At 59.4% G+C, this 15,799-nt stretch carries 18 protein-coding genes; 14 read left to right on the forward strand and 4 right to left on the reverse strand.

Going from position 1 to position 15,799, the window contains the following annotated elements; all coding sequences use genetic code 11:
* Positions 1-166 precede the first annotated feature (166 nt).
* Complete coding sequence (locus ACR0DB_RS14015) at positions 167-766, forward strand: L,D-transpeptidase (RefSeq protein WP_170770976.1); 600 nt, start codon at positions 167-169, stop codon at positions 764-766.
* 139 nt (positions 767-905) lie between these two features.
* Entirely contained in the window at positions 906-1,088 is a 183-nt protein-coding gene (locus ACR0DB_RS14020; protein WP_170770974.1) for a hypothetical protein, read from the forward strand.
* 87 nt (positions 1,089-1,175) lie between these two features.
* Here ACR0DB_RS14020 and hemH read toward each other — a convergent pair whose 3' ends face one another.
* Both hemH and ACR0DB_RS14030 read right to left on the reverse strand, forming a co-directional pair.
* Positions 1,176-2,225, reverse strand: coding sequence for a ferrochelatase (gene hemH / locus ACR0DB_RS14025; protein ID WP_170786430.1), 1,050 nt, complete (start codon positions 2,223-2,225; stop codon positions 1,176-1,178).
* Positions 2,226-2,283: 58 nt separating this feature from the next.
* Positions 2,284-3,114, reverse strand: a complete 831-nt coding sequence (locus tag ACR0DB_RS14030; protein ID WP_480551678.1) for a methyltransferase domain-containing protein — start codon at positions 3,112-3,114, stop codon at positions 2,284-2,286.
* A 46-nt stretch (positions 3,115-3,160) separates the two neighbouring features.
* On the opposite strand from ACR0DB_RS14030, the gene ACR0DB_RS14035 reads away from it, so the two are divergent.
* The 4 genes from ACR0DB_RS14035 to ACR0DB_RS14050 are packed head-to-tail and all read left to right on the forward strand — an operon-like array spanning position 3,161 to position 5,436.
* Positions 3,161-3,859 (forward strand): ComF family protein, encoded by a 699-nt coding sequence (locus ACR0DB_RS14035; protein WP_480551680.1) that lies wholly within the window; start codon positions 3,161-3,163, stop codon positions 3,857-3,859.
* Between the two features lie 37 nt (positions 3,860-3,896).
* Positions 3,897-4,154, forward strand: coding sequence for a glutaredoxin 3 (gene grxC, locus ACR0DB_RS14040; protein ID WP_170790085.1), 258 nt, complete (start codon positions 3,897-3,899; stop codon positions 4,152-4,154).
* Complete coding sequence (locus ACR0DB_RS14045; RefSeq protein ID WP_480551682.1) at positions 4,151-4,981, forward strand: carbon-nitrogen hydrolase family protein; 831 nt, start codon at positions 4,151-4,153, stop codon at positions 4,979-4,981. The genes grxC and ACR0DB_RS14045 overlap by 4 nt, the downstream gene beginning before the upstream one ends.
* A 14-nt stretch (positions 4,982-4,995) precedes the next feature.
* A complete protein-coding gene (locus ACR0DB_RS14050; protein ID WP_170770965.1) occupies positions 4,996-5,436 on the forward strand; it encodes a MarR family winged helix-turn-helix transcriptional regulator in 441 nt (146 codons plus the stop codon).
* 2 nt (positions 5,437-5,438) lie between these two features.
* Here the strand turns inward: ACR0DB_RS14050 and ubiG are convergent, their stop codons facing one another.
* Complete coding sequence (gene ubiG / locus ACR0DB_RS14055) at positions 5,439-6,185, reverse strand: bifunctional 2-polyprenyl-6-hydroxyphenol methylase/3-demethylubiquinol 3-O-methyltransferase UbiG (protein ID WP_480551684.1); 747 nt, start codon at positions 6,183-6,185, stop codon at positions 5,439-5,441.
* Positions 6,186-6,233: 48 nt separating this feature from the next.
* Here ubiG and pip point away from each other — a divergent pair, with 48 nt between their 5' ends.
* From pip to infB, 6 genes are all read left to right on the forward strand, one after another.
* Positions 6,234-7,211, forward strand: coding sequence for a prolyl aminopeptidase (pip, locus tag ACR0DB_RS14060; RefSeq protein WP_170770961.1), 978 nt, complete (start codon positions 6,234-6,236; stop codon positions 7,209-7,211).
* Complete coding sequence (locus ACR0DB_RS14065) at positions 7,208-8,026, forward strand: ABC transporter substrate-binding protein (protein WP_480551686.1); 819 nt, start codon at positions 7,208-7,210, stop codon at positions 8,024-8,026. The genes pip and ACR0DB_RS14065 overlap by 4 nt, the downstream gene beginning before the upstream one ends.
* 158 nt (positions 8,027-8,184) lie before the next feature.
* Positions 8,185-8,775 carry a ribosome maturation factor RimP gene (gene rimP / locus ACR0DB_RS14070; protein ID WP_170770957.1) on the forward strand — a complete coding sequence of 197 codons (591 nt, stop codon included), beginning with the start codon at positions 8,185-8,187 and terminating at the stop codon, positions 8,773-8,775.
* Positions 8,775-10,385 (forward strand): transcription termination factor NusA, encoded by a 1,611-nt coding sequence (gene nusA / locus ACR0DB_RS14075; protein WP_480551688.1) that lies wholly within the window; start codon positions 8,775-8,777, stop codon positions 10,383-10,385. The genes rimP and nusA overlap by 1 nt, the downstream gene beginning before the upstream one ends.
* A 24-nt stretch (positions 10,386-10,409) precedes the next feature.
* On the forward strand, positions 10,410-11,033 hold the full coding sequence (locus tag ACR0DB_RS14080) for an RNA-binding protein (RefSeq protein ID WP_170786438.1): 624 nt from the start codon (positions 10,410-10,412) through the stop codon (positions 11,031-11,033).
* Between the two features lie 8 nt (positions 11,034-11,041).
* Positions 11,042-13,516 (forward strand): translation initiation factor IF-2, encoded by a 2,475-nt coding sequence (gene infB / locus ACR0DB_RS14085; protein ID WP_170770950.1) that lies wholly within the window; start codon positions 11,042-11,044, stop codon positions 13,514-13,516.
* 426 nt (positions 13,517-13,942) lie between these two features.
* Here the strand turns inward: infB and ACR0DB_RS14090 are convergent, their stop codons facing one another.
* Positions 13,943-14,227, reverse strand: a complete 285-nt coding sequence (locus tag ACR0DB_RS14090; RefSeq protein WP_237215888.1) for a winged helix-turn-helix transcriptional regulator — start codon at positions 14,225-14,227, stop codon at positions 13,943-13,945.
* 213 nt (positions 14,228-14,440) lie between these two features.
* On the opposite strand from ACR0DB_RS14090, the gene ACR0DB_RS14095 reads away from it, so the two are divergent.
* Positions 14,441-15,049 carry an NAD(P)H-dependent oxidoreductase gene (locus tag ACR0DB_RS14095; RefSeq protein ID WP_480551690.1) on the forward strand — a complete coding sequence of 203 codons (609 nt, stop codon included), beginning with the start codon at positions 14,441-14,443 and terminating at the stop codon, positions 15,047-15,049.
* Positions 15,036-15,755 (forward strand): glutathione S-transferase family protein, encoded by a 720-nt coding sequence (locus ACR0DB_RS14100; RefSeq protein WP_480551692.1) that lies wholly within the window; start codon positions 15,036-15,038, stop codon positions 15,753-15,755. The genes ACR0DB_RS14095 and ACR0DB_RS14100 overlap by 14 nt, the downstream gene beginning before the upstream one ends.
* Positions 15,756-15,799 lie beyond the last annotated feature (44 nt).

A 15,799-nucleotide genomic window follows, 5' to 3' on the forward strand; every position in this document is an offset into this window, starting at 1 on the left:
GGGCCTGATGTTTCTGTTGTCCTAGGGCATAGCGCGCTCGACGGTGTTGGGCAAACCTGCAATAGCCGATTCTCGCGTGATTTTGCCGGTTTGGTTTGCGAAAGACGCATTCTGGCAATAAAATACGTCAGTTTTTCAGATTTGGTATAGAGAGGGACCGCTCGATATGGTCAAGAAACCTATTCCGGCGACAAGTCGCCGCGTATTTCTGACGACCGCCACAGCGGCGCTGGCGTCACCTGCGATTGCGCAATACATCCCCGGTGATCCGCTCAGGCCGGCCCCAGAGCCCGAACCTCAGGTGCGCCGCAATATTTCTGGCTTCCGCGCTTTGGATTGGAAACCCTATTTCGACAACACTCGAAACGGCGCAATTTTGGTCGATACCATCTCACGGGCGCTACATTATTGGTCAGAAGATCAAAGTGTGTACAAACTGTATCCGTCTTCAGTGCCCTTGACCGAGGAATTGACCCGCCGGGGACGCACCAGCGTGATCCGAAAAGTCGAAGGTCCAAGCTGGGCGCCGACGCCGTCGATGAAGAAACGCAACCCGGAATGGCCGGACTATATTCCACCGGGTCCGGATAACCCGTTGGGAACGCACGCTTTATATCTAAGCTGGAAATACTATCGCATTCATGGAACCCACGATACGCGCAAAATCGGGCGTAGATCATCCAATGGCTGCATCGGTCTTTTCAACGAAGATATTGCCGAGTTGTTTTCGATGGCCAATGTTGGCACGCAAGTGTTGCTAATTTGACGACAAAATCGCGCGTGAACCCGCTTGCGACGCAAGTTCCATTTGCATTCCAGTCGGATAGCTGGTTAGAAAAATATACGAGGTAAGTCTTGGGTGTGCGGTTTCGCTAGTTGGAGCCGTACTTATTCTGGAGGTTAATATGAAGAAACTCGTTCTCGCCGCTGCACTGACCGCTGCTGCATCGACCGCTTTTGCTGGCAACCTGGAAGAGCCGGTTGTTGAAGCACCTGTTGTAGTCGAAGAAACTCAGGGTTCGTCGCAGGGCATCATCCTGCCGCTGGTCCTGCTGGTTGTGGTTGCCGCAGCTGTTGCAGCAAGCTAATTCGACGAGCATAATACACAGAAAAGGCGGTGGAGCATTCCACCGCCTTTTTTTATGCGCTCATGCAGGCGCCGGATCAGGTCGGGTTTAGTCGAGCCAGCCCTTCAGATTGTCTTCGATGACCTTGCCAAGAGCTGCGATATGCGCGTCGTCGTCATTGAGGCAGGGGATGTAGGTAAAGCTCTCGCCGCCGGCTTCTTCAAAGCTTTCCTTGATCTCTTCGTTGATCTCTTCCAGCGTTTCGATGCAATCGGCGGAAAAGGCCGGAGCGATCACGGCGATGTTTTTCTTCCCCTGACGTGCCAGGTCCGCCACGTGATCGACCGTATAGGGTTTCAACCATTCCTCGGGCCCGAATCGCGACTGGAAGGTTGATACAAGCTGATCATCCGCCCAGCCCAACCGTTCTTTCAGCAGGCGAGAGGTTTTTGCACATTGGCAGTGATAGGGATCGCCCTGCTGCAAATAGCGGTCCGGCATCCCGTGATATGAGCAGACCAGAATATCAGGCTTGGTCTCCATCGCGGCGTAAGCCTGTTCCACAGATCCGGCCAGCGCGTCGATATAAGCGGGTTCGTCGAAATAGGCAGGCACGGTGCGTGACGCAGGTTGCCAGGCTTCTTCCATCAACGCGCGGAAGAACTGGTCATTGGCGGTGGCGGTCGTGGCGCCCGCATATTGCGGATAGAGCGGGAAGAACAGGATTCGGTCACAGCCCGCTGCCACCATTTCGCGCACTTTGGATTTGGTCGAGGGATTGCCGTAGCGCATACAGAAATCGACCATCACCCGATCGCCATAGCGCGCTTGCATCGCATCGCGCATCTTGGCGGTTTGATCCTTGGTGATCGTCATCAGCGGGCTTTCGCCTTTTTCGTGATTCCAGATCGATTTGTAGGCCTCGCCCGAACTGAAGGGCCGCTTGCTGAGGATGATCCCCTGCAAGATCGGCTGCCATTTCCATTTCGGATAGTCGATGACGCGCTGGTCCGAAAGAAACTCGTTCAGATATCGGCGCATTGGCCAATAGGTGTAATCGTCCGGAGTGCCCAGATTGGCCAGCAGGATGCCGACGCGGCCCATTTTGACCTTGGGGTGGTCTTCGGGGGCATGAGCGGGTCGAGTGGCGTCAAACATGGGATTGTTTCCTGAATTCGTCGTGTTCCGGGCTGAGATAAACGGAAATGGTCCGCCGTCAATCGGACAGTTTGCCTTCTTTTGTCCCCAATGCATCGGCAAGGCGGGTTTGGGCCGATCCCGGGCGAAGGGGCTTTTGCTGACTGTCATCTGGGGACCAGCCGGTCAGGCAAATCAGTTCATAGGTGGTTTTCAACCGCCCTTGGGGGGTTGCGAAGTGTTCGGCGTATATCTGCTGGGCGCGGTCAAAGACCTGTCGCCGAGTGGGGCGTCTGATGCGGTCGGTTAGGCTGTTGGTCTCGCCCATTACGCGCAGATCCTGCATCAGATGTCGCAGGTCGCGGTATTCGGCCGTCAGTCGCGCCGTGTCGGCCACCGGCAGGGCCAGCCCGGCCCGTTGCAGCAAGCCGCCCATATCACGCAGCTCTCCCATCGGCGCGATGCGTGGGCTGAGCCCGCCCGAGACCTCGATCTCGGCCTGACCCAATGCTGCGCGCAGCTCGTGCAGGGTTTCTCCGCCCAGACAGACCACCAGCAGCAGCCCGTCAGGCTTTAGCGCCCGATGGCATTGGATCAACTGGCCTACGGGGTCGTTGGCCCAGTGCAGCGCCATAGCGTGAATCACCAGATCATGCGCACCGGGGGTCAGGGCCAGCACCTCATCATCGGCCACGATCTGTGCCTCTGGGAACACATCCCGCCAGATATGGGCAAACGGCGTCACCACAGCCGGGGCCGTAAAGGTTTTGTTAACCATGCTGAGTCGATCCTGAACCTCGTCCACGGCGGCGCGGTGCAGGAACAGGGCCTCGTCCCGGGTGCGGGCGCGATGCAGGGTCAGGGCCTTGCGGTCGAACAGAGAGGGTGCGTTGGAAGCAGGCAGTTTCATAGGGCGCAAGTATCGCATCTGGCCGCGGATTCAAACCGCCCTTCAGATGATCTATCCACCGCGTTGCATGGGCTGCGGCGAGTTGACCGAGTCTGACTTTGGCCTTTGCGGCGCGTGCTGGCGTGACACGCCGTTCATCGGCGGGGTCGTCTGCGAAAGCTGCGGGTTACCTCTGCCGGGTGAGGCGGATGGGTACCGGATCGAATGCGATGACTGCATGAAGACGCCCCGGCCATGGCAGGCCGGGCGGTCGGCGCTGTTATATGACCGCAAGGCGCGAGGACTGATTTTGGCGTTCAAACACGGGGACCGGCCCGAACTGGCGCGCCCCGCTGCGCGCTGGATGACCGAGGCAGGTCGGGATTTGTTCCGCAAAGACATGCTTGTGGTGCCGGTGCCCTTGCATTGGTCCCGATTGCTGAAGCGACGCTACAATCAATCCGCACTGTTGGCGCAGCACTTGGGCCAGCAAACCGGGCTGGAGGTCTGCCCCGATCTTCTGACCCGCCGGGTCAAAACGCCGGTTCTGGACGGGAAAACCGCCGCGCAAAGGGCCGAGACGCTGGAAAACGCCATCGCGCCCCATCCCAGGCGCATCAGCCGGATACAGGGTCAGGATGTCCTGCTTGTCGATGACGTGATGACCTCGGGTGCGACGCTGGCGGCCTGTGCCCGTGTCTGCATGGATGCAGGGGCAAATCATATTTTCGTGTTGACCCTAGCGCGCGTTGCCAAGGATGCCTAATTCGCGCAGGATTACGCGAAACCCGAAGGGATGATTTATGAAACCGGTTGAGATCTACACATCGCCTCTGTGCGGCTTCTGCCATGCGGCCAAGCGTCTGCTGAAGCAGAAAGGCGTCGAGTTCAAAGAGGTTGACGTCTTCATGCACCCCAAACGCAAGCCCGAGATGATCAAGCGCGCCGGCGGCAAACGCACCGTGCCGCAAATCTTCATCGGCACCCAGCACGTAGGCGGCTGTGATGATCTGTACGAGCTGGACCGTCAGGGCAAGTTGGATCGCCTGCTGGCGGCATGAAGACTGCGCTGCTGCAGATCACCTCGTCGGATGATCCGTCTGACAATCTGAACATGGTGCGCGCCCTGATGGCCGAGGCGGCCACGCAGGGCGCGCTGTTCATTCTGACGCCCGAGGTGACGAACTGCGTCTCGACCTCGACCACGCGGCAACGCGAGGTGTTGCAGCACGAAGAAGATGACCAGACGCTGGCGGGCTTGCGCGAACAGGCTGCTGCGCTGGGCGTGTGGTTGTTGATCGGCTCGCTTGGGATCAAGACGCACGACGCCGATGGGCGCTTTGCCAACCGGTCGTTTATGATCGATCCGCGAGGGCAGATCGTGGCGCGCTATGACAAGATCCATATGTTCGACGTGCAGGTCTCGGAAACCGAAACCTTCCGCGAGTCGAAGAACTATCGCCCCGGCGACCGGGCCGTGATTGCACAGACCGATTTCGGTAAGGTCGGTATGGCCATTTGCTATGACATCCGTTTTCCGCACCTCTTTGCTGCCTTGGCGCAGGCGGGTGCGCGAATTCTGACCGTTCCGGCGGCGTTTTCTCCGGTCACGGGCAAGGCGCATTGGGAATCGCTGCTGCGCGCGCGGGCGATTGAGACCGGCTGTTGGGTGCTGGCCCCGGCGCAAACGGGTGCGCACCCGAAAACGCGCGGAAAAACACGACATACGCATGGCCACACCATGGCCATTGCCCCGTGGGGAGAGGTCGTCATCGACGCAGGCACCGATCCGGGCATTCACATTTTCGATTTGGATGATAGTTCTGTGTCAGAGGCGCGCCGCCGCGTGCCCTCATTGACGCACCTGCGGCCCTTCGAAGGGCCCTGACCCAAGATCGGACCATGGCAGACGACACCAATGCCCTTGCGGTCACGCTGTTCAGCGAGATCCTGACCGCAGACCAACTATTGCGCAACCGGCTCAGCCGGGTGCTGCCCAAGGGCATGGAGATCTCGCATTTCTCGGTGCTGAACCATCTGGTGTTCGTGGGCGATGAGCGAACGCCCGCGCAACTGGCCAGCACATTCCACGTCACGCGCGGGGCGATGACCAATACCTTGGCTAAGCTGGAATGGGCCGGATACATCCACATCCGCCCCGACTGGGACGATGCCCGCCGCAAGATGGTCGCCATCAGCCCCGCCGGTCGTCGCGCGCGCGATCAGGCGATTTCGTCGATTGCCCCGCTGATCAACCGTGTGGTCGGAGAGCTTGGGCCGGAACGCGTCCGCAGCACGTTGCCGGTTCTGCGGGATTTACGATTGCAGTTGGAGGGGGAGTAGCCTCAGGCAGGCTTCACACTCGCCGTCACATAGTTCACGCTCAAATCCCGGTCCGAGATCGACCAGCTCCACAGGATCGGGTTGAAGACGAACCCCTTGCGGTCCACCGGGTCCAACCCGGCTTGGCGCAGCAGGTCGAACAGCTCATCGGGGGTGATGAACTTGTTCCATTCATGGGTGCCGCGCGGCAGCCAGCGCATGACGACTTCAGCCCCGAAGATGGCCATCGCATAGGATTTCGGGTTGCGGTTGATGGTGGAACATACCTGCAACCCGCCGGGTTTCAGCAATTGCTGCGTGGCGGTGAGATAACCCAGAGGGTCGGCCACATGTTCGACCACCTCCATATTCAACACCACGTCGAATTGCTCGCCCGCGGCGGCCATGTCCTCGGCGGTGGTGTGGCGATAATCGATCTCAAGCCCCGACTGCTCGGCATGAATGCGGGCGACGGGTAGATTGCGCTCGGCGGCGTCTGCGCCCACGACCGTCGCGCCCAGACGCGCCATCGGTTCGCTCAGCAGCCCGCCGCCGCAACCGATATCCAGCAGGCGCAGGCCCTCGAAAGGTTTCGTAGCCGTCAGATCGCGGTCAAATTCACCCGCAATCTGCTGTGTGATATAGTCCAGACGGCACGGATTGAGCATGTGCAAGGGTTTGAATTTCCCATGCGGGTCCCACCATTCTGCGGCCATTGCCTCGAATTTTGCGATCTCGGACGGGTCAACCGTGTTCGGATGCGCTTGCATTCCTGTCTCCGTGTGCTCTTTTACGATTAAAGACTATATAGGGCCCTAATGGATAAGTACCCGGACCAAAAGCGCGCAGTTCAATATCTGTACCCGCCGATCGACCCGTTCGATCAGCGGATGGTCGATGTGGGCGATGGGCACCGTATTTATATGGAGCAATGCGGCAATCCCGAAGGGCTGCCGGTTGTGATCCTGCATGGCGGCCCCGGTGGCGGGTGCAGCCCGGCGATGCGGCGCTATTTCGATCCGCGTGTGTTCCGGGTGATTCTGTTTGATCAACGCGGGTGTGGCCGGTCGCGGCCCCATGCGTCGGTGGTGGATAACACGACGTGGGATCTGGTGGAGGACATCGAGCGGTTGCGGACGCTGCTGGATATCGACGACTGGACGGTGTTTGGCGGCAGCTGGGGGGCGACCTTGGCGCTGATCTATGCGCAGGCGCATCCGGACCGGGTGAACCGGCTGGTGCTGCGCGGTGTGTTTCTGGCCACGCAGGCCGAGCTGGATTGGTTCTATGGCGGTGGTGCGGGCAAGTTCTGGCCCGAGCAATGGGCGAAATTCACCGCTCTGCTGACCGAGGATGAGCTGTCGGACACCATAGGCGCCTATCACAAACGCCTGTTCTCGGGCGATCGGGCGACGGAAATCCTGTATGCGCGGGCCTGGTCGGCGTGGGAGAACGCGCTAGCTTCGATCCACTCGCACGGGTCCACGGGGGAAAGCCCCGGAGAATACGCGCGTGCCTTTGCGCGGCTTGAGAATCATTACTTCACCCATGGCGCGTTTCTTGAGAAGGACGGTCAGATTTTGGATCAGGTGGATCGGATCGCCCATATCCCCTGCCATATCGTGCAGGGGCGCTATGACATGATCTGCCCGCCGCAGGCCGCGTGGTCTTTGGCCGAACGTTGGCCCAATGCTGAGCTGAAGATGGTGCGACAAGCAGGCCATGCCCTGTCCGAACCCGGCATCAGCGCCGAGCTGGTGCGGATCATGGACCGCGTGGCGGAGGGCATCGCATGACCCAGATGGACCGTCGTGCCTTATTTGCCTCGGGTGCTGCGGCGGCTTTGCTGGCGGCCACAGGGACCTCGCTGGCGGATACGCCCAAAAAGGGCGGAACGCTGCGGCTGGCCGTGCCACGTGATGACAGTTTGGAGCAGATTGCGCGTGGGGCTGTCTTTGACACTCTGACCGAGATCGCGCCCGATGGCACCTTGCGCGGCGAATTGGCGACCGGGTGGCACACCGATGCGGATGCGCGAGTCTGGAGCTTTGACCTGCGCGGCGATGTGACCTTCCATGACGGCGGGGCGCTGGATGTGGCGGATGTGGTGTCGGTGCTGCAACAGGTCGGACGGGCTGAGGCGCTGTCGGCAGATTCACTGCGGCTGGAACTGACCGAGGCCAATCCCGGCCTGCCTTTCCTGTTGGCCGATACCCGGTTCGCCATCACGAGGGACGGGCAGGGCGTGACGCCTTTGTGCACCGCCAATGGCACCGGGTGCTACAAGGTCGAACGGGCCGAGGATGATCGGCATTTTCTGGGCCGCCGGGTGGCGGATCACTACAAGGACGGGCAGGCCGGATGGGCCGATGCGCTTGAGGTTATCGTGATCCCTGACGCCCGCGTCCGGGCCGAGGCGTTGCGCGACGGGTACGTGGATGTCGCGGCGCTGCCAGATCGTGATGGGCTGATGGATCAGCGCGGCCTGCGCTATCACCCCAGCCAAGATGACATGGCGCTGGCCGTGGCCGGACAGGTGGGTATGCCACGCCAGATCGGGGGCCGCGCGCTGGACGACGGACGCATCGCTGAACGGTGGTGGCTGGCCTGACCTGATCACGTTTCACGCCGGGGGTTGCAGACTCGGGAAAGCCTGCGTATATGCAGTTGCAACAGCGGCGCGTTGGACTTCTGGTTCAAGGCTCCACCGGAAAATACGACGGGCCGCGCGCCCGTTTTTTTGTGCCCGATTGAAGGGTAGAGATCTGAATGACAAACGACCTGATTGCCAAAGCTGCCATCGACCGGCGACTGGCCGAGATCATCACCCCCGTGATCGAGGATCTGGGGTATGAGCTTGTGCGCATCCGCCTGATGAGCGGCAAGACCACCACGTTGCAGATCATGGCTGACAAGCCCGATGGTGGCATCGAAGTGGATGACTGCGCTGAGATTTCTAACGCCGTCAGCGCCACGTTGGATGTCGAGGATCCGATTTTGGACGCCTATACGCTAGAGGTGTCCAGCCCTGGTATCGACCGCCCTCTGACCCGTCTCAAGGATTTTGAGAATTTCGAAGGGTATGAAGCGAAGATTGAAACCGCGGAACTGATCGACGGCCGCCGCCGCTTTAAGGGTGAGCTGGCCGGGATCGAAGGGGATGAAGTTCTGATCAATATCCCCGAGGGAGATGAGACGATCACCATCGGTCTGCAATTCGACTGGCTGAGCGATGCCAAGCTGGTTTTGACCGATGACCTGATCAAGGAAATGCTGCGCCAGCGCAAAGACGCTGGATCCTTAAACGAAAACGCTTTCGACGAGATTGAGACCGAAGGGTCCGAAGAGGAGACGAACTGATGGCAATCACCTCAGCCAACCAGCTGGAGCTGCTGCAGACCGCCGAGGCCGTGGCCCGCGAAAAGATGATCGACCCCGGTCTGGTTGTCGAAGCGATGGAAGAATCGCTCGCCCGTGCCGCCAAGAGCCGCTACGGCGCCGAGATGGACATCCGTGTCAGCATCGACCGCAAGACAGGTAAGGCGACCTTTACCCGCGTCCGCACCGTGGTTGAGGATGAGGAGCTGGAAAACTATCAGGCCGAGTTCACCGTCGAACAAGCCAAGCAGTACATGGAAAACCCTGAGGTCGGTGACGTCTTCGTCGAAGAAGTTCCTCCGGTTGAAATGGGCCGTATCGCGGCACAATCCGCTAAGCAGGTGATCCTGCAGAAGGTCCGCGAAGCGGAACGTGACCGTCAGTACGAAGAGTTCAAGGATCGCGCAGGCACCATCATCAACGGTGCGGTCAAGCGCGAGGAATTCGGCAATGTCATCGTCGATCTGGGCGGTGCCGAGGCCGTTCTGCGCCGCAATGACAAGATCGGCCGTGAAAGCTATCGCCCGAATGACCGCGTACGCGCCTATATCAAAGAGGTTCGCCGCGAGGTTCGTGGCCACCAGATCTTCCTGTCGCGCACCGCGCCGGAATTCATGGCCGAGCTGTTCAAAATGGAAGTGCCGGAAATCTATGACGGCATCATCGAGGTCAAGGCCGTGGCTCGTGACCCCGGTTCGCGCGCCAAGATCGCCGTGATCTCGTATGACGGCTCGATCGATCCTGTCGGCGCCTGCGTTGGTATGCGCGGCAGCCGCGTGCAGGCCGTTGTGAACGAGCTGCAGGGCGAAAAGATCGACATCATCCCGTGGAACGAAGATCAGCCGACCTTCCTTGTGAACGCTCTGCAACCCGCCGAAGTGTCCAAGGTGGTTCTGGATGAAGAAGCCGGCAAAATCGAAGTTGTGGTGCCTGAGGAGCAGCTCTCGCTGGCAATCGGTCGCCGCGGTCAGAACGTGCGTCTGGCCAGCCAGCTGACCAACCTGGACATCGACATCATGACCGAAGCCGAAGAATCGGCACGTCGTCAGAAGGAATTCGAAGCCCGCACGCAGCTGTTCATGGAGACGCTGGATCTGGACGAATTCTTCGCGCAATTGCTGGTTTCCGAAGGCTTCACCAACCTTGAAGAGGTCGCTTATGTCGAGATCGACGAGCTGCTGGTGATCGACGGCGTCGATGAAGGCACCGCGCAGGAATTGCAGACCCGCGCGCGTGAATTCCTGGAAGCACAGGCCAAGGCGGCTCTGGATGCAGCCCGCGCGCTTGGAGTCGAGGATAGCCTTATTGAATTCGAAGGCCTCACACCCCAGATGGTAGAGGCGCTGGCCAAGGATGACGTGAAGACTCTGGAAGACTTCGCCACCTGCGCCGACTGGGAACTGGCCGGTGGCTGGACCACGGTCGACGGCGAGCGCATCAAGGATGATGGTGTTCTGGAACCTTTCGGCGTGACGCTGGAAGAGGCACAGGACTTGGTCATGACGGCACGCATCATGCTGGGCTGGGTTGATCCGGCCGAGTTGGAGCAAGCCGACGAAGAAGGCGAGATCGAAGAGGAGGCCGAGGCCTGATCTCAGGGCCTCGGGGTGGCGTGAATGGGTCGCGGTGGCGTCCATAAGGATCGGTCGGACGGACCCGAACGCAAGTGCATCGCCACGGGTGAGGTTCAGCCCAAATACGGGCTGATCCGCTTTGTGATGGGGCCGGATGGTCAGGTCTTTCCCGATGTCGCGGCGAAATTGCCGGGGCGCGGGGTCTATGTGGCGGCGGATCGTACCGCGCTGGACAAGGCCGTTGGCAAAAAGCTGTTCTCGCGCGGGTTCAAGACGCAGGCGACTGCGCAAACGGACCTGGCGGATGAGGTCGAAAAGCAAGTCGCGCGGCGGGTGATCGAGCTGATCAGTCTGGCGCGCAAATCCGGTGACGCGGTTGCCGGGTATGAAAAGGTCAAGACGTGGCTGGACCGGGAAGAGGCCCAGGTACTGATTCAGGCCAGCGATGGATCGGGGCGCGGCAAGTCGAAACTCAGCACGCCGCACTTCGGAAAATACATCGGATGGCTGACTGCGGATGAATTAGGGGCGGCATTTGGGCGCCAAACCGTGATTCATGCGGCGCTGGCCTCTGGCGGACTCGCCAAACGTGTTGTAGAGGAAGCGCAGCGCCTGCGTGGCTTGCGCGAAACGGATGACGGCGGCAAGGGCCGCACGGAAGGGTAAGAAGCTTTATGAGCGATAGTGACGGCAAAAAGACATTGGGTCTTCGTGGCGGGGCACGCCCCGGAAATGTGAAACAGAGTTTCAGCCACGGACGCACCAAGAATGTCGTGGTGGAAACCAAACGCAAACGCGTGGTGGTCCCCAAGCCGGGTGCCGGAAAGCCGAGCGGCGGTGCAACGCCTTCGGGTGATCCGTCGCGCCGTCCTGCCGGGATTTCCGACGCCGAAATGGCCCGCCGGATGAAGGCGCTGCAGGCCGCTAAAGCGCGCGAGGTCGAAGAGGCCGCCGCCCGTGAGGCTGCTGAAAAGGCGCGTGAAGAAGAACGCGCCCGTCGCCGCGCGGAACAGGAAGCCAAGGAACGCGAACAGCGTGAGGCTGAAGAAAAGGCACGTGCCAAGGCCGAGGAAGAAGAGCGAAAGCGTCAGGAGGCAGAAGAAGCCGCCAAACGCGCCGCCGCTGCCCCCGCGCCCGAAGAGCCCAAAGCCGCGCGCAGCCCAGCCAGCAAGCCCGCACCTGCGGCTGCTCCGCGCAAGCAGGATCGCGAGCGTGAACAGCGCGGTCGTGGCAAGGGCCGTGATGACAACCGCCGCTCGGGTAAACTGACTCTGGGTCAGGCCACCGGTGGCGAAGGCAACCGCCAACGCTCGATGGCTGCGATGAAGCGCAAGCAGGAACGTGCGCGCCAGAAAGCCATGGGTGGTTCGGTTGAACGCGAAAAGGTGATCCGCGACGTTCAGCTACCCGAGGCGATCATGGTTTCGGAACTGGCCAACCGTATGGCCGAGCGTGTCGCTGATGTTGTCAAATCGCTGATGCAGATGGGCATGATGGTCACGCAAAACCAGACCATCGACGCCGATACCGCGGAACTGATCATCGAAGAGTTTGGCCACAAGGTCACTCGTGTCTCCGATTCGGATGTGGAAGACGTCATCAAAGAGGTCGAGGACAAGGACGAGGACCTGCAGCCGCGTCCGCCGGTCATCACCATCATGGGTCACGTTGACCACGGTAAAACCTCGCTGCTGGATGCGATCCGCGACGCGCGCGTTGTGGCCGGTGAAGCCGGAGGCATCACCCAGCATATCGGCGCCTATCAGGTGAAAACCGATGGCGGCACCACGCTGACCTTCCTGGATACTCCGGGCCACGCGGCCTTTACCTCGATGCGCTCGCGCGGGGCTCAGGTCACGGATATCGTGGTTCTGGTGGTTGCCGCCGACGACGCGGTGATGCCGCAGACCATCGAGGCGATCAACCACGCTAAAGCGGCCGAAGTGCCGATGATCGTGGCGATCAACAAGGTCGACAAGCCGGATGCAAATCCGGACAAGGTGCGCACCGATCTGCTTCAGCATGAAGTGATCGTCGAGAAAATGTCAGGTGAGGTTCAGGACGTCGAAGTCTCCGCCATCACCGGTCAGGGTCTGGACGAATTGCTGGAAGCCATCGCGCTGCAGGCTGAAATTCTGGAACTGAAAGCCAACCCCGACCGCGCCGCCCAAGGTGCTGTGATCGAGGCGCAGCTAGATGTGGGTCGTGGCCCCGTGGCCACCGTTCTGGTTCAGAACGGTACGCTGCGTCAGGGCGATATCTTTGTTGTGGGTGAGCAATACGGTAAGGTCCGTGCGCTGATCAACGACAAGGGCGACCGCGTCAAAGAGGCAGGCCCCTCGGTTCCGGTTGAGGTTCTGGGTCTCAACGGCACGCCCGAAGCCGGTGACGTACTGAACGTGACCGAGACCGAAGCGCAAGCCCGCGAGATTGCTGCCTATCGTGAGCAAGCCGCCAAGGACAAACGCGCCGCCGCCGGTGCCGCGACCACCCTTGAGCAACTGATGCAGAAGGCCAAGGAAGACGAAAATGTCACCGAGCTGCCGATTCTGATGAAGGCGGACGTACAAGGTTCGGCCGAAGCCATCGTTCAAGCGATGGAGAAGATCGGCAACGAAGAAGTGCGCGTGCGCGTTCTGCATTCGGGTGTCGGTGCAATCACCGAGACGGATGTCGGTCTGGCCGAAGCCTCCGGCGCACCGATCTTTGGCTTCAACGTCCGTGCGAACGCCTCGGCGCGGAACACTGCGAACCAGAAGGGTGTGGAAATCCGCTATTACTCGGTGATCTATGACCTCGTGGATGACGTGAAAGCAGCTGCTTCGGGCCTGCTGAGTGCCGAGATCCGCGAGAAGTTCATCGGTTACGCCGAGATCCGCGAAGTCTTCAAGGTCACCGGCGTCGGCAAGGTTGCTGGTTGTCTGGTTACAGAAGGTGTCGCACGTCGTTCCGCAGGTGTCCGCTTGCTGCGCGACAACGTGGTGATCCACGAAGGCACGCTGAAAACGCTGAAGCGATTCAAGGACGAAGTGACCGAGGTTCAGTCGGGTCAGGAATGCGGTATGGCGTTCGAAAATTACGACGACATCCGCGCCGGCGACGTGATCGAGATCTTCGAGCGCGAAGAGGTCACGCGGACGCTGGACTGATCCGATTGCTACAGAAGAAATTGGCAAAAGCGGTCCCATTGGGCCGCTTTTTTTGCTTTTGTTAAGCTCCAACGACTGAACTGCGGGACAAAGCGGAAATCGCAATGCGTATCGACTGGCCTTTGCGGCCACTTACTTGGCAAAGCCGCTGCCGCGGCGCGGCCGTAAAAGCAGCCGTTTGCTGTAGATGCCAGAACCTAATTCAACAAAACACTCGGCCTGCGGGACAGGTGTTACGTCACCGTTCTGTTCAAATGGCGCTGAGCGGTCGGCAGAAATTTGTTCGCACTACATTCTTCGGGAAAACAAACCCTTGGGAGACTGTTTCAAGTAATCTTGTCACTTCATCCGTAGATTGGTGAAAACCTCGTTTGGTATATGGTCGGAAAAAGCTCTAGCTTTTTGATCATTAAACACAGACCAAAGTCATCGCTTTAAGCCGTTAGGCAGCTTCTCGCTCCACTTTCGCAATTCGTCGAGAAACCCAAGTGCCGTGCGGCCAAGGTCAGTGATAGAATACTGCACGGAAACCGGCGCGGTATCCATCACGTGTCGGCTCACCAGCCCCTGATCCTCTAGCTGGCGCAGCCGCTCGGCAATCATCTTTTTGCTGGCCCCGCCCAGCAACCGAGCAAGATCGTTGAAACGCACCGGACGATCCTTCAGGTGCCATAGGATGGACCCGGTCCATTTGCCCCCGATGATACGCATGCCCTGCTCAATTGCGCATGGCTCCTGGCAGGCCTCTGTCACAATTTTGCGCCCTTTTACATCTTCGTCTACCCGCGCCCTCATCGCTATCCATTTCCTTATGCACAAGGTTACAAAAAGTATACTAGTTGATTTTCTTCACCTCAATACTCAAATGCTCTCAACCCCCTCATTCGTCAAGGGGTTCATACAGTGCACATATAGGACATGGACATGAGCAAAATCCTGATCGTGAACGGCACTCAGCCGTATGAGTTCGCCCCCGGACAATTGAACGCTAGCCTGGTCGAACGCGCAGGCAACACGTTGGCCGCAATGGGCCACGAAGTACGTATGACCACCGTTGCGGATGGCTATGACGCAAATTCAGAGGTTGAGGCGCATGTTTGGGCCGATACGGTCATCATGCAGTTCCCGGTAAACTGGATGGGCGTCCCATGGATCTTCAAGAAATATATGGATGAGGTCTACACAGCCGGGATGGATGGCCGCCTATGCGATGGTGACGGTCGCACCACCAACGCACCAAAGGCCAATTACGGCATGGGTGGGTCACTGCACGGCAAGACATACATGCTTTCGGTGACATTTAATGCGCCGAAGGAAGCATTCGACAACCCCACCGAGCCGTTCTTTGCCGGGGCAAGCGTTGACGATCTGCTGCGCCCTATGCATCTGAACGCCAAGTTCTTTGGTATGCAGGCCCTACCGACATTCGCTGCCTTCGATGTTATGAAGAACCCCGAAATCGAGGCTGATTTCGCTCGATTTGACGCGCATCTGAAAACCACTTTTTCCGAGGTCGAACATGCCCCAGCCTGATATTCACCTTTATACTGCAGGCACGATGAACGGCTACAAACCGGTCATTTTTTTGGAGGAGGCAGGTGTTCCCTACGACCTGACTCATATCAATTTTTCCAAACAGGAACAAAAGGCGCCGAACTATCTGGCGCTGAACCCAAATGGAAAGATCCCGACAATCGAGGATCGTTCGGAAGGCCGCGCGATCTTCGAATCCGGTGGGATCCTGTGGCATCTGGCTGAGAAATACGGAAAATTCCTGCCGTCGGACCCGGTCAAGCGGTCCGAGGTTATGCAGTGGATGCTGTTTCAGGTCGGCCACGTGGGACCAATGATGGGACAGGCAATGTATTTCCAGCATATCGCCGCCCCCAATGGCCATGAAGAGCCATTCTCGATCCGTCGCTACGTGGACGAAAGCCGCCGGTTGATGGAGGTGATGAATACACGTTTGGAGGGGCGTGAATGGATCGCAGCGGACGAATACACCATTGCTGACATGATGCTTTACCCGTGGGCGCGTGCCTATGTCTGGGCCCGAGTGGATGTGTCAGACCTTCCGCATTTGAACGCCTGGTTCGACCGGATTGATGCCCGACCCGCTGTGCAGCGAGCGCTGACCATCCCCAAGGCCAACCCACAGTTCTGGGATGCTGACGCAGATGCCAGCGCCTTTGCCAAGGAAAACGCAGCGCGTTTTTCCGGCGACGTGAAAGGAACCTAAGCCATGCCAGTTGCGCCCTCTATCCGTGTCGATGTCGTGTCAGA

The organism is Ruegeria sp. AB6, assembly GCF_056542685.1.